This window comes from Aliiroseovarius sp. YM-037, assembly GCF_048060095.1.
In the GTDB taxonomy this organism is placed as follows: domain Bacteria; phylum Pseudomonadota; class Alphaproteobacteria; order Rhodobacterales; family Rhodobacteraceae; genus JBLUOA01.
In genome coordinates this window covers 242,287-255,051 of record NZ_JBLUOA010000003.1, presented here as the reverse complement: position 1 = coordinate 255,051, position 12,765 = coordinate 242,287, and the positions used below count along the sequence as shown (strand labels likewise).

The window sequence follows — 12,765 nt, the reverse complement described above, 5'->3', positions numbered from 1 at the left end:
CTATCGAACGAAGTATTTCCGGTAAAGCCAGATCAGCACCATCGCGCCCAGAACCGCGCCGACAAATCCGCCAAGCCATCCTCCGACCGTCAATACAACGCGGATCAGCAACCCGCCAATCAATGCGCCGAATATGCCAATCGCGATCGTTGTGATGACATCCGCATTCATACCCATCAGGCGCGTCGCGATGAACCCCGCCGCCGCGCCGATAATAATCAATCCAATAAGTCCCATGCGCCAATTATGGCGGGGGATTGGGCAAATGGAAAGCTGGCCGCTACGTCAGGTGGTCCGGTAGTGACAGGCCACGCAGGAATTCTTCGGCATCCATCACGCGCTTTCCGGGGCGTTGTGCGGCGGTGATTTCGACCGCGCCGGACCCGCAAGCGACAGTGAAACCGCGCAAGACCTGTCCGGGTTTGCCGCTTTGATCGACCACGCGGCTGCGCAGCAGTTTGATCCGCTCGCCGTCAACTTCGCACCACGCGCCGGGGAATGGCGACATACCGCGGATTTTCCGGTCAACCTCTGCTGCCGGGACCGACCAGTCGATCCGCGCTTCGGCCTTGTCGATCTTGCTGGCGTAGGTCACGCCATCATCCGGCTGCGGCTTTGGCGTCAAATCGTCAATCGTGGCCAGCGTATCGACAATCGCTTCGGCCCCCAGCGCGGAAAGACGGTCGTGCAGGTCGCCCGTGGTTTCCTCCGCCCCGATTGGAACAGACCGCCGCAATAGGACATCGCCGGTATCCAGCCCCGCGTCCATCTGCATGATGCACACGCCGGTTTCTGCATCCCCGGCCATGATGGCGCGATGAATCGGCGCGGCCCCGCGCCAGCGCGGCAGCAGCGACGCGTGGATGTTGAGGCACCCCCGCTTTGGCGCATCAAGGATCGCTTGTGGTAGGATCAGGCCATAGGCGACGACCACCGCAATATCCGCGCCAAGCGCCGCGAACTCCGCCTGCGCGTCTGCGGTTTTCAGGCTGGTCGGATGTCGAACCAGAATGCCCAACGCCTCCGCCCGTGCCTGAACGGGGCTTGGTCGATCCTTCTTGCCGCGGCCCGCTGGACGGGGCGGCTGCGAATAGGCGCAGACGACCTGATGCCCCGCCTCAACCAACGCATCCAGAGCCGAAACCGAGAAGTCGGGCGTTCCCATGAAGACTACCCTCATGGTCGCCTCCTTAGTTTTTCGGCTTTCTTCAGCAGCATCTGACGCTTCACCTTACCCAGCCGGTCAAAATACATCCGCCCCTCAAGGTGGTCGAGCTGATGTTGCGCCGATGTTGCCCAGACGCCGACGAAATCCCGTTCCTCAACCTCTCCATCGGCGTTCAGAAACCGAAGGGTCACGGCGCGGGGGCGTTCGATCTTGGCAGAAACACCGGGAAGGTTCGGACTCGCCTCCTCATGTTCGCGAAGCTTGGCAGAGGCGTGCAAAAGTTCAGGGTTCGCCATACGAACGACCTGCCCCCGTTCCTGCGAACAGTCGACAACCGCGAGACGCTGCATCACCCCGATCTGCGGCGCGGCAAGGCCAAGGCCGGGCATCGCTTCCATCGTGTCGACCATATCGTCCCAGATCGCGCGAATGTCGTCGGTGATCGCGTCAACCGGCGCGGCGGCAGTGCGCAAGCGTTTGTCGGGCCACGGTAGGCAGGGGCGCACGGTCATCTGACGCCCTTCACAATCACATCCGCGCCCGTTCGCGTTTTAGCTTCTGCATCTTCCGGGTAATCATCTGCCGCTTCAGCGGTTTCAGATAGTCGATGAACAACACCCCGTTCAAATGGTCGATTTCATGCTGCACGCAGGTCGCCCACAGCGCGTCGAACTCGGCCTCCTGCTTGTCCCCGTCGATGTCGATCCAGCGCACCGCGACTTCTGCCGGGCGCTCAATCTCTGCAAACTGTTCGGGGATCGACAGGCAGCCTTCTTCGTAGACGTTCTTTTCGTCGCTTTCCCAGATGACTTCGGGGTTGAACATGACGGTCGGCTGCGGCTCAGCCTCGGGGTCTTTCACGCAGTCGAGCACGATCAGGCGCTGCGACACACCAACCTGCGGTGCGGCAAGGCCGATGCCCGGCGCGTCATACATTGTTTCAAGCATATCATTTGCAAGAGCGCGCAGATCGTCAGTCACACCATCAATGGGTGCGGCGACTTTCTTCAGGCGCGGGTCCGGGTGGATCAGGATCTCTTTCTTGCTCATGGCGATCATTTAGGCGAAGCGCCGCGCTTGCGCAACGCCCCTTGCGCCCATCGGCAGAGCAGGTAGGTTTCGCGCAGTCACGAGGAGCCTACCATGCAGTTTGACGAGATCATCGACCGCCGCGGCCATCTGTCCAGCAAATGGGACGCGATGGAAAAAGCCTACGGCGTTTCCCCCGAGGATGGTCTGGCAATGTGGGTGGCGGATATGGATTTCCGTTCCGGTGATTTCATCCAGCGCGCGGTGCGCGACATGCTGGATCACGGCGTTTACGGCTACATCGGTGACTATCGGCCCTACAACAACGCGATCCAGTGGTGGATGAAAAACCGCCACGGCTGGGATATTGATACCGCAGCGATCCTTACCACACACGGCATCGTCAACGGCATCGGGCTGGGGCTTCAGGCGTTCACGCAACCGGGCGATGGCATCGTGCTGTTCACCCCTGTTTACCACGCCTTCGCGCGGGTGATTGAAGCGGCCGGGCGCCGCGTTGTCGAATGCCCACTGATCCTGACGGACGGACGCTACAAAATGGATTTCGACGCCTACGATGCGCAGATGACGGGCGGCGAGAAGGTGGTGATCCTATGCTCCCCCCACAACCCAGGTGGTCGGGTCTGGAGCGAGGAAGAGCTTCGCGCCGTCGCGGATTTCTGCAAGCGGCACGATCTGCTGCTGTTCTCTGACGAGATCCACCACGACATCGTCTATCCCGGCGCGACCCATATTCCGATTCCCGTCGCCGCGCCCGATATTATCGACCGGCTGGTGATGTTCACCGCACCGTCAAAAACCTTCAACACCGCCGGAACCCATACCGGAAATGTCATCATCCAAGACGACGTTTTGCGCAAAACCTTCGCAGGAATGATGGCCGGGATCGGAGTGTCACCCAACAATTTCGGCGTCGCAATGACCACTGCCGCCTACACGCCGGAAGGGGCCGAATGGGTCGATGCGTTGGTCGCCTACCTCGATGGCAATCGGCAGGTGTTTGACGAAGGCATCGCCAAAATCCCCGGCCTGTCGTCGATGGAGATGCAGGCGACCTACCTGTCATGGGTCGATTTTGCGGGCACTGGAATGCCGACCGAAGAATACAAACGCCGGGTTAACAAAGACGCCCGGATCGCCGTAAATTACGGTTCAACCTTCGGTCTTGGCGGCGAAACCTTCCTGCGATTCAACATCGGAATGTCCCGCGCACAGGTCAAAGAAGCCGTTGAGCGGCTGCAAAACGCTTTCGCGGACCTTCAATAAATCCGGCTTAGACCGTCAGTTGCCCAGCAACGCAATCGGCGCGTTTTCGTCCCGCACGAAATCCAGCGGCGCATGATCGACCGCTGCGGTGTTGCGTTTGAAATCGTAAACCATTTGGTCGTCCTGCTGTTCGGAAGCGACGATAAGGCATTGATATAAATGTCGGCTTCCGTCGTAAAGGTCGACGAGCCCCCGCAAATGCGGCGCATTCTCCGCATCCAGCGCAAAGCCGGTTTCCCAAAATTCGAGCACGGGGAAAACCTCATCATCCACGTGAACCCGCAGACGGCTTTTCTTTTTCAAAGCGCGCTTCCGGGCCATATCCAGCCCCTCCTGCACTTCTTTTGACAAGAACGTTGTCATGGCACCACATCCCTTCCCGACCTAAGAGTCTGCCCGATTCGAAGCGAAAAGCAAGGTAACCTTTTGTGACTACTGTGTTTCCAAGCCGTATCCGCGCAAACTCGCCGAAGTCGATATGTGCATAAGCGCAGAGCCGCTGCGCCCTCGCCGGGGTTTCCGCACCACGGCACGCGGACTAGGTTTGGGGCAACGGCATAGAGGAGTTTGCGCTTGGGACAGTTGGTCGACGGCACATGGCATGATGAATGGTATGACACAAAATCAACCGGCGGGAAATTCGTGCGCTCCACCGCCGGTTTTCGCAACTGGATCACGGCGGATGGCAGCGCTGGGCCGTCCGGTGAGGATGGCTTCAAAGCCGAAAGCGGGCGCTATCACCTCTACGTTTCCTACGCCTGCCCATGGGCGCACCGCACCCTGATCTTCCGCGCGTTGAAGGATTTGACGGACCACATCACCGTGTCCGTCGTTCACCCCGACATGCTGTCCGACGGTTGGACCTTTGAAACGGATTTCCCCGGCGCGACGGGCGATACTCTCTACGACCTACCCTTCGCCCGCGACATATACCTGAAAGCAAAGCCCGACGTGTCGGGCCGCGTCACCGTGCCAATCCTGTGGGACAAGGAACGCGAAACGATCGTTTCAAACGAGTCCTCTGAAATCATCCGCATGCTCAATTCCGCCTTCGACGGGTTCACCGGCAACACCGATGACTACTGGTCCGAGGAACTGCGCGACGGGATTGAGGAGATCAACGCCCGCGTCTATTCCGACGTGAATAACGGTGTCTACAAATCTGGCTTTGCCACGGCGCAAGATGCCTACAACACCGCCGTCGCGACGCTGTTCAACGCTCTCGACTGGCTGGAAACCCACCTATCCGAAAACCGCTACCTGATGGGCGACCGGATCACTGAGGCCGACTGGCGCCTGTCGACCACCCTGTTCCGCTTCGATCCAGTCTATCACCTGCATTTCAAATGCAATCGTCAGCGCTTGATCGACTATCCGAACCTCTGGGCCTACACCCGAGAGCTTTATCAATGGCCCGGCGTGTCAGACACGGTGCATTTCGACCACATCGTCCGCCACTATCACTATAGCCACGAGACGATAAACCCGAACCGGATCATCCCAATCAACCCCGTGCTTGACTTCAACGAACCGCACGGGCGGGGCTGACCCCTAGCCCGGTCGCCCGTAGTGGCGCACCATCTCGGTCAGGTCGTTGGGCGGGGTTTCCCGCTGCACGAAGGCGCGGGCGTTGGGCACATGCTGAAAGATTGAACCATCCGAAAAGAAAGTCGTGTTGGTGACAAAGACCACATGCGCTTCCGGCTGCCGGTAGCTGGCGAAATCCGCAACGGCGAAGGCGCTGCCATCCTCTAGCACAAGGTCTAGGACAATCACCGCGACATCGTGGGTTTGCAGCACGGTAATCGCGTGCGCCTGTGTCTCGGCGGTTAGGACATCACAGCCCGCACGCTCAAGATGCGCTTTCCAGATTTTGCCAAGCTCCGGGCTCGGCTCAACGATAAGTACCCGCACGTTTCCCCCTGACGCCATCCATCCATGATCGCCATGTGTCTTTTCATGTAGCCGGCGAAAGTCCTACCAAATGGTTAACGACTTGCTAAGAAGTGTTAACGACCGCGTGAGGCTACGATTTTCGGCAATAATCCGCTTGGCAACGGCCGGGATGTGTTGAAAAACAAGACGAATCCAACCGCGAGGGTTGAACATCTGACATGTCCGAACAACTAAGAGTCTTGGTATGACACTCGTCCTTGCAATGATTCTGGATGCCGTCGCCGGCGAACCCCGCTGGCTGTGGAATCGCGTGCCGCACCCGGCCGTTCTGATCGGTCGCGCGATTGATTGGGCGGATGAGCGGTTTAACGAAGGTGAAGACCGAAAGCGGAACGGCGTTCTGTTCTGCGTCGCGCTTTGTGCTGCGGCGGCAATCATCGGGTGGGTTATCACCATTCTCCCCTTTGGTGGGCTACTGGAACTCATCGCCGCCGCGATCCTTCTCGCACAGCGCAGCCTTGTCGATCACGTGACGGCGGTAGCTGATGCGCTACGCCTGTCGCTTGGCGATGGTCGCCGTGCGGTTGCCCGGATCGTCGGGCGTGACACGAAGGATATGGACGAAGCCGCCGTGACCCGCGCCGCCATTGAAAGCGGGGCGGAGAATTTCTCGGACGGGGTCGTCGCGCCCGTCTTTTGGTTTGCTGCCCTCGGCCTGCCGGGGCTGCTGATCTACAAGGCCGTGAACACCGCCGACAGCATGATCGGCCACATGACCCCACGCTATGCCCGGTTCGGCTGGGCCGCCGCCCGGCTTGACGACATCCTGAACTGGGTGCCCGCCCGTCTTTCGGCGCTGATCCTGCTGGCAGCCGCCGGGCGCTGGGCGGACCTGCCGCTGATCCGGGGCGACGCGCGCTTGCACCGTTCCCCCAATGCGGGTTGGCCAGAGGCGGCGATGGCGCTGATCCTCAACGTCGCTCTGTCCGGGCCGCGCAGCTATGACGGCCAGATGCAGGAGTTTCCCTACGTCCACGGCGACGGCAACCGCACCCCCGGCCCCGCCGATATTGACCGTGCGGTCGTGATGCTGTGGCGCGGATGGACCGTACTTCTGCTGATCGCCTTCCTGCTGGTCCTGATCTGACGTGGTTGCCAGAAGCCCACACCGCACCTAGTCTGCGCCGGAAACCGCCGGAGTATCCTTATGCGTATCGCCCTGCTTTCCGTCCTCTGCGTTGCCGCGGGCACTGCCCAGGCGACTGTTCCGTGCGGCGGGTCATTCAGCGACTTCACCAGCGCGATGAAAGCCGAAGCGCTGTCCCGCGGCCACAGCCAAGCCGATGTCGACCGCTTCTTTGCAAATGTCCGGCAGGACGATCGCACGCTGCGCGCCGACCGCTCGCAGGGGGTCTTCAAGAAAGACTTTATCGAGTTTTCCCGCCGCATCATCAGCCAGAACCGGATTCAAAACGGGCAGCGCAATTCCAGCAAGTATGACACTGTCTTTGACCAGATCGCACGGGATTACGGCGTGTCGCGTGGCGTCTTGCTCGCGTTTTGGGCGCTTGAAACGGACTACGGCGCGGTTCAGGGCGACTTCAACACGCTGAATTCGCTGATGACCCTGTCGCATGATTGCCGCCGTCCCAATCTGTTCCGCCCGCAAGTCTTTGCGGCGCTCGAACTGTTTGAACGCGGCGATTTTGATCCGGCCCGCACGCAAGGCGCGTGGGCAGGTGAAATCGGCATGGTTCAGATGTTGCCCGAAGACATCTTGCGCAACGGTATCGACGGTGATGGCGACGGGCAAGTCAGCCTGAAGACCTCTCCGCCCGATGCGTTGATGTCCGGGGCAAAGATGCTTCAGGGCCTCGGCTGGCGCGCGGGAGAGCCTTGGTTGCAGGAAATCACCGTGCCACAAAGCCTCGACTGGTCGCTGACCGGCCTCAACCACCAACAGACAGTGCAGCAATGGGCCGATATGGGTGTGACTGCCCGCAGCGGCGATCTTGGCGCTGGCGATCTTAGTGCCTCGGTCCTGCTGCCGATGGGGCGGAACGGGCCTGCATTCCTCGCCTACCCGAATTTCCGTGTGTATTTTGAGTGGAACAAAAGCTTCGTCTACGTCACCACCGCCGCTTATTTCGCAACCCGTCTGGAAGGCGCACCCGTTTACAACGCCGGAAACCCCGACCCCGGACTGTCGGCAGGCCAGATGGAGCAATTACAGACAAAGCTCGAAGCGCTCGGCCATGATGTCGGCGGGATCGACGGTATCCTTGGCGCGAAAACCCGCGAGGCTGTGCAGGCCGAACAGCTCCGCCTTGGCCTGCCTGCCGACGCATGGCCGACGCGCGAATTGCTGAACCGGCTTTAGGGCCGCACCGGATAGCGGTCGCCCTTTTCGGTAATCAAGACCAGTTGATCCCCCGCCGCGACAAACAGATCGCAGCGGGTAAATCCGTTCTGGAAGTTCACGCAGACCGTGCTGTCCTCTCCGATCACATATTCACCAAACGCTGTGCCGCCCTGATCGTAGGTATAGGCATAGACCCCGTCCTCCGCGAATTGCGACACCCCGTCGTCGTAGAAGGTGATGGATTGCCCGACCAATCGGTCCCGCAATCCTTCACGAGTGAACAGCGTATCCGTGTCGCGCGTCGGCCAGTCTTGCTGGGCTGTGGCCGCGCTTGCGGACAGGATCAGGGCGAGGGTCAACAGACGCATGGCAGCTCCTTCATCTTCCCCACATCTGCCACAGATCGCCGCCGGATCGTGTCACAATCGGGTGATGCGTCCTGCGTAACCATTTCTTAACCGCGCTGGGGCGTAGTGGTCCAAGGTCACGAAGGAGGAATCGGATGCGACTGCTTGGCGTCATTCTGGGACTTTTGCTGCTGCCCCTATCGGCCTGTAATGGCCCCAGCCCACGATTGGCCGGAACCCCCGCCCAGAAGGTCGAAGTTGATGGGGCCACCTTCAATGTTTTCGTCAGTGGCAATCGAGCCGAAGCGGTGCGAACCAATTTTGAGTTTCCGGCAACCGTGCGCAGCGTTTTCCCTCGCGCCATCCGCGCGATGGAGATTGCGAGCGATTGTTCGGTCCCGCCCGCCAGCGTGACCGGCGATCCGGCGCATATCAAGGCGCGGCTTGTCTGCGCCTAAAGCGCACGTTCCATAAATACACTTAGCGGGTCGTCGGAATAATCGCCAAACGGCCCCCGGCGCGTATATCCCGCCCGTTCATAAAACCGCTGTGCTGCGTGCAAGGTGCTGCCGGTTTCCAACCGTAACAGCGACAAATCCTCGGCCCGCGCGGTCGCTTCGATCTGATCAAGCAGCGCTTGCGCAATCCCCAACCCGCGCGCGGCCTCTGCGACATACATCGACTTTAGCTCACCGTATTCGTCACGCACCGCAAGCGCTGCACAACCAAACGCCTCCTCTCCCACGCGGGCGAGGTAAAAGCGTATGTTGGCGGCGGTCAGTTGATCGATGGAAAGAAAGTGGTTTGACTCCGGCGGGCAAGCGCTACGCATCAGTGTGTGACTCGCGGTCAGCAACGCGACAGCCTCAGCGCTGCGTGGGTCGCCGGGGGCGATGGTGATGTTGGCCTTTGCGGCTGTCACGGCAAACTCCGTCAAAATCCCCCGCATTTCCGTTGGTTTCCGCCCAAACGTCAAGGCCAAGGCGGCAACATCCACCAATATCTTGTGGATAACTGCGCCGATTGCCACATATGCTGTGGTTCTGCGTTGACTCCGCGCCGTCGGGGCCAGAACATTGCAGACCAACAGGAATCATTCGCGGGCAGTCCGTTTATTGCGCTTCTCGAAACTCAGACTTAACGGGTTCAAGAGCTTTGTAGACCCCACCGATCTGGTGATCGCAGACGGGCTGACCGGTGTCGTCGGCCCGAATGGCTGTGGCAAATCGAACCTCTTGGAAGCGTTGCGCTGGGTTATGGGCGAAAACCGCCCGACCGCAATGCGCGGTGGCGGGATGGAAGACGTGATCTTTGCCGGGGCCGCGACGCGCCCGGCCCGCAACTTCGCCGAAGTCGTGATTCAGATCGACAATTCCGAACGGCTCGCCCCCGCTGGATTCAACGACCTCGACACGCTGGAAATCGTGCGCCGGATCACGCGCGATGCCGGGTCTGCTTACAAGGCGAACACCAAGGATGTCCGCGCCCGCGACGTGCAGATGTTGTTCGCCGATGCGTCGACCGGTTCACACTCCCCCGCGCTGGTGCGGCAGGGGCAGATCAGCGAGCTGATTAACGCGAAGCCGAAGTCCCGCCGCCGCATTCTGGAAGAGGCCGCCGGAATCTCTGGCCTTTATCAACGGCGGCATGAGGCGGAGCTGAAGCTGAACGGCGCGGAAACCAACCTCGCCCGCGTCGATGACGTGATCGAACAACTCGCCGCGCAACTTGCGCAGCTTGCGCGGCAGGCCAAACAGGCCGCGCGTTACCGCACCATCGGCGATGACCTGCGCCGCGCTGAAGGGCTGCTGCTCTATCGCCGTTGGAAGGAAGCTGACGAACATCGCCTGAAAGCGGATGAGGAGTTGAAAGACCGCACAACCCTCGCCGCCAAGGCCGAAACCGCCGCCCGCGAAAGCGCCAAGGCCCGTGCCACAGCCGAAGAAGCGCTGCCGCCGCTGCGAGAGGAGGAGGCCATCGCCGCCGCCGTCCTGCAACGCTTGCAGGTTCAGCGCGACACGCTGTCCGATCAGGAAGCCCGCGCGCTTCAGACCATCGAAACGCTAACCGCCCGGATCACCCAACTGACCCATGATATGGAGCGGGAGGACGGCCTGAACCGCGACGCTGGTGAGACGATTGAGCGGCTGGAATGGGAGCAGGACCAGCTTGCCAAGGCCGGTGAAGGCCATGAGGAAAAGCTGGAAGCCGCCGCCGAGGAAGCCCGCGATGCCGCGCGCATCCTGCAAGACCGCGAAGGCGACCTGTCGCAGATGACTGAAGACATGGCGCGGCTCGCCGCCCGCCACCAGTCGGCGCATCGCCTGCTCGACGATCACCGGACGACCCTCGACAAGAGCGAGGCGGAAGCCGAACGTGCCCGCGAGGCTGTCGCGGCGTCGAAAGAGGCGCTGGCGAAATCCGCAACCGACTTCGTCGTCGCTGAACAGGCACAAGCCGACGCAACCGCAGCATCCGAAGCCGCAGAAGCCGCGCTGGTCGCCGCCGACGACGCCCGTGCCGACGCCCAAGCCCGAGAAGCGCAGGCCCGCGCCGAACGGTCTGAATGTGAGGGTGAGGCGAATGCCCTCAGGGCGGAGGTTGCGGCGCTCGCCAAGCTGGTTGAACGCGACACGGCTGAGGGTGGGCAGGTGCTTGATTCCGTCCGCGTCGCCTCTGGCTACGAAATGGCGCTAGGTGCGGCGCTGGCCGACGATCTACGCGCGCCGGAAATTGGCAAAGATGCGGCCTCTGGCTGGGCGGTGCTGCCCGGCTACGCCAAGGCGCAACATCTGCCGGACGGCGTTACCGCGCTGACCAGCCACGTGACCGTTCCCGAGGTGCTCGCCCGCCGCATGGCGCAGGTCGGGTTGGTGGACAATGCGGATGGCGCGCGCCTGCAAGCGGATCTTTTGCCGGGCCAGCGGCTTGTCAGTGTCGAGGGCGATCTGTGGCGCTGGGACGGGTTCCGCGCCGCCGCCGAGGATGCGCCCTCTGCCGCCGCGCTGCGCCTACAACAGCTTAACCGGTTGGTTGAGTTGAAACGCGATCTGGAAGAGGTCAGCGCCCGCGCCGATGGTGCCGCCCGCGCCCATGACCTGCTGACCGAAGACCTCGCCCGCCTGACCCGCGAAGACCAGACAGCCCGCGAAACCCGCCGCGACGCGGACCGCAAAGCCGCCGAAGCCAGTCGCGCCCTCAGCCGGGCCGAAGCGGATCGCAGCATCGCCGAAGGCAAGCTCGAAAGCCTCGGCCTCGCCGTCGCCCGGCACGAGGAAGAAGCACTATCCGCCCGCAAGGCGGTGACAGAGGCCGAACGCGCCGTTGCCGATCTTGGCGACCTGGACGCCGCGCGGGGGGAGGTCGAAGACATCAAGCTAACCGTCGAAGCGGCGCGTATGACGATGATGGCGAAACGATCCGCCCATGATGAACTGCGGCGCGAGGGAGAGGCCCGGACCCGCCGCTCGCAGGAAATCACCAAGGAAATCAGCGGCTGGCGGCACCGTCTGGAAACCGCCGAAAAGAGGTCGCAGGAACTCGCCGAACGCCGCACGACCAGCGAGGCGGAGCTTGAACAGGCCAGCGCCGTTCCCGCCGAAATCGCCGCGCAACGCGAAGACCTCGCCGACGCAATCGACACCGCCGACACCCGTCGCCGCGCCGCCGCCGATGCGCTGGCCGAAGCGGAAACCGCCCTGCGGGACACGGTCGCGACGGAACGGGACGCCGAACGCGCCGCGTCCGAAGCGCGCGAGGCCCGCGCGCGGTCTGACGCAAAGGCCGACGCCGCGCGCGAAACCGTGGCCGCCGCCGAAGAACGGATCGCAGAAGAACAAGATATCAGCCCAGCACAACTGCTCGACTCCCTCGATGCCGACCCGGAAAAGATGCCCTCATCCGAAGCGATTGAGGCTGACGTCAACCGCCTGAAACGCCAGCGCGACGCGCTTGGTGCGGTAAACCTGCGGGCCGAGGAAGACGCGAAGGAAGTTGCCGAAGAACACGACACGCTGCTCAAGGAAAAGAACGATCTGGAGGAGGCGATCAAAGCGCTTCGCACCGGAATCAACAGCCTCAACCGCGAGGGGCGCGAACGACTGCTGACCGCGTTTGAGCAGGTGAATTCAAACTTCTCCATGCTGTTCACGCACCTGTTCGGTGGGGGCGAAGCAAAGCTGGTGCTGGTGGAATCCGACGATCCGTTGGAGGCCGGCCTTGAAATCATGTGCCAACCGCCGGGCAAGAAACTGTCGACCCTGTCGTTGCTATCAGGTGGCGAACAAACGCTGACCGCGCTCGCCCTGATCTTTGCCGTGTTCCTTGCGAACCCCGCCCCGATCTGTGTGCTGGATGAGGTTGACGCCCCCCTTGACGACGCCAACGTCACCCGCTTCTGCGACCTGCTCGATGAAATGTGCCGCCGGACCGACACGCGCTTCCTTATCATCACCCACCACGCGGTGACGATGGCGCGGATGGACCGATTGTTCGGTGTGACGATGGTTGAACAAGGCGTCAGCCAGCTTGTCAGCGTCGATTTGAAAAAAGCGGAGCAGATGGTCGCCTAGGGCGATGTCAGACAGCACCCCTCCCACCCAATCTGGCCCTAAATTCATTTTCCTCTGGCCCTAACTAAATCCCGCATATTGGGCGAGGTTTCTTGGGATGGGCGT

14 protein-coding genes are annotated in these 12,765 nt (G+C 61.6%); 6 read left to right on the top strand and 8 right to left on the bottom strand.

From position 1 onward, the window contains the following. The 4 genes from ACEWPJ_RS14480 to def (ACEWPJ_RS14465) are packed head-to-tail and all read right to left on the bottom strand — an operon-like array spanning window position 1 to window position 2,218. Window positions 1-237, bottom strand: coding sequence for a GlsB/YeaQ/YmgE family stress response membrane protein (locus tag ACEWPJ_RS14480; RefSeq protein WP_416513820.1), 237 nt, complete (start codon window positions 235-237; stop codon window positions 1-3). 43 nt (window positions 238-280) lie between these two features. Further along, a complete protein-coding gene (gene fmt / locus ACEWPJ_RS14475) occupies window positions 281-1,180 on the bottom strand; it encodes a methionyl-tRNA formyltransferase (RefSeq protein ID WP_416513819.1) in 900 nt (299 codons plus the stop codon). Next, window positions 1,177-1,680: a peptide deformylase gene (def, locus tag ACEWPJ_RS14470; protein WP_416513818.1), complete on the bottom strand. Its 504-nt coding sequence runs from the start codon at window positions 1,678-1,680 to the stop codon at window positions 1,177-1,179. The genes fmt and def (ACEWPJ_RS14470) overlap by 4 nt, the downstream gene beginning before the upstream one ends. A 16-nt stretch (window positions 1,681-1,696) precedes the next feature. Beyond that, on the bottom strand, window positions 1,697-2,218 hold the full coding sequence (def, locus tag ACEWPJ_RS14465) for a peptide deformylase (RefSeq protein WP_416513817.1): 522 nt from the start codon (window positions 2,216-2,218) through the stop codon (window positions 1,697-1,699). A 93-nt stretch (window positions 2,219-2,311) separates the two neighbouring features. On the opposite strand from def (ACEWPJ_RS14465), the gene ACEWPJ_RS14460 reads away from it, so the two are divergent. After that, entirely contained in the window at window positions 2,312-3,484 is a 1,173-nt protein-coding gene (locus ACEWPJ_RS14460; RefSeq protein ID WP_416513816.1) for a MalY/PatB family protein, read from the top strand. Window positions 3,485-3,499: 15 nt separating this feature from the next. On the opposite strand, the gene ACEWPJ_RS14455 is transcribed toward ACEWPJ_RS14460, so the two are convergent. Further along, window positions 3,500-3,847, bottom strand: coding sequence for a hypothetical protein (locus ACEWPJ_RS14455; protein WP_416513815.1), 348 nt, complete (start codon window positions 3,845-3,847; stop codon window positions 3,500-3,502). A gap of 210 nt (window positions 3,848-4,057) precedes the next feature. Between ACEWPJ_RS14455 and ACEWPJ_RS14450 the strand changes: the two genes are divergently transcribed. After that, on the top strand, window positions 4,058-5,032 hold the full coding sequence (locus tag ACEWPJ_RS14450; RefSeq protein ID WP_416513814.1) for a glutathione S-transferase family protein: 975 nt from the start codon (window positions 4,058-4,060) through the stop codon (window positions 5,030-5,032). A gap of 3 nt (window positions 5,033-5,035) precedes the next feature. On the opposite strand, the gene ACEWPJ_RS14445 is transcribed toward ACEWPJ_RS14450, so the two are convergent. After that, on the bottom strand, window positions 5,036-5,398 hold the full coding sequence (locus ACEWPJ_RS14445; RefSeq protein WP_416513813.1) for a response regulator: 363 nt from the start codon (window positions 5,396-5,398) through the stop codon (window positions 5,036-5,038). 226 nt (window positions 5,399-5,624) lie between these two features. Here ACEWPJ_RS14445 and cbiB point away from each other — a divergent pair, with 226 nt between their 5' ends. Together cbiB and ACEWPJ_RS14435 are read left to right on the top strand one after the other, a co-directional pair. Continuing rightward, complete coding sequence (cbiB, locus tag ACEWPJ_RS14440) at window positions 5,625-6,527, top strand: adenosylcobinamide-phosphate synthase CbiB (RefSeq protein ID WP_416513812.1); 903 nt, start codon at window positions 5,625-5,627, stop codon at window positions 6,525-6,527. A 60-nt stretch (window positions 6,528-6,587) separates the two neighbouring features. Then, entirely contained in the window at window positions 6,588-7,760 is a 1,173-nt protein-coding gene (locus tag ACEWPJ_RS14435; protein ID WP_416513811.1) for a lytic murein transglycosylase, read from the top strand. On the opposite strand, the gene ACEWPJ_RS14430 is transcribed toward ACEWPJ_RS14435, so the two are convergent. Then, window positions 7,757-8,110 (bottom strand): hypothetical protein, encoded by a 354-nt coding sequence (locus ACEWPJ_RS14430; protein WP_416513810.1) that lies wholly within the window; start codon window positions 8,108-8,110, stop codon window positions 7,757-7,759. The genes ACEWPJ_RS14435 and ACEWPJ_RS14430 overlap by 4 nt on opposite strands. A gap of 134 nt (window positions 8,111-8,244) precedes the next feature. Between ACEWPJ_RS14430 and ACEWPJ_RS14425 the strand changes: the two genes are divergently transcribed. After that, window positions 8,245-8,547, top strand: coding sequence for a hypothetical protein (locus ACEWPJ_RS14425; RefSeq protein ID WP_416513809.1), 303 nt, complete (start codon window positions 8,245-8,247; stop codon window positions 8,545-8,547). On the opposite strand, the gene ACEWPJ_RS14420 is transcribed toward ACEWPJ_RS14425, so the two are convergent. Beyond that, window positions 8,544-9,011, bottom strand: a complete 468-nt coding sequence (locus ACEWPJ_RS14420; protein WP_416513808.1) for a GNAT family N-acetyltransferase — start codon at window positions 9,009-9,011, stop codon at window positions 8,544-8,546. The genes ACEWPJ_RS14425 and ACEWPJ_RS14420 overlap by 4 nt on opposite strands. 193 nt (window positions 9,012-9,204) lie before the next feature. Between ACEWPJ_RS14420 and smc the strand changes: the two genes are divergently transcribed. Further along, window positions 9,205-12,660: a chromosome segregation protein SMC gene (gene smc, locus ACEWPJ_RS14415; protein ID WP_416513807.1), complete on the top strand. Its 3,456-nt coding sequence runs from the start codon at window positions 9,205-9,207 to the stop codon at window positions 12,658-12,660. Window positions 12,661-12,765: the final 105 nt, after the last annotated feature.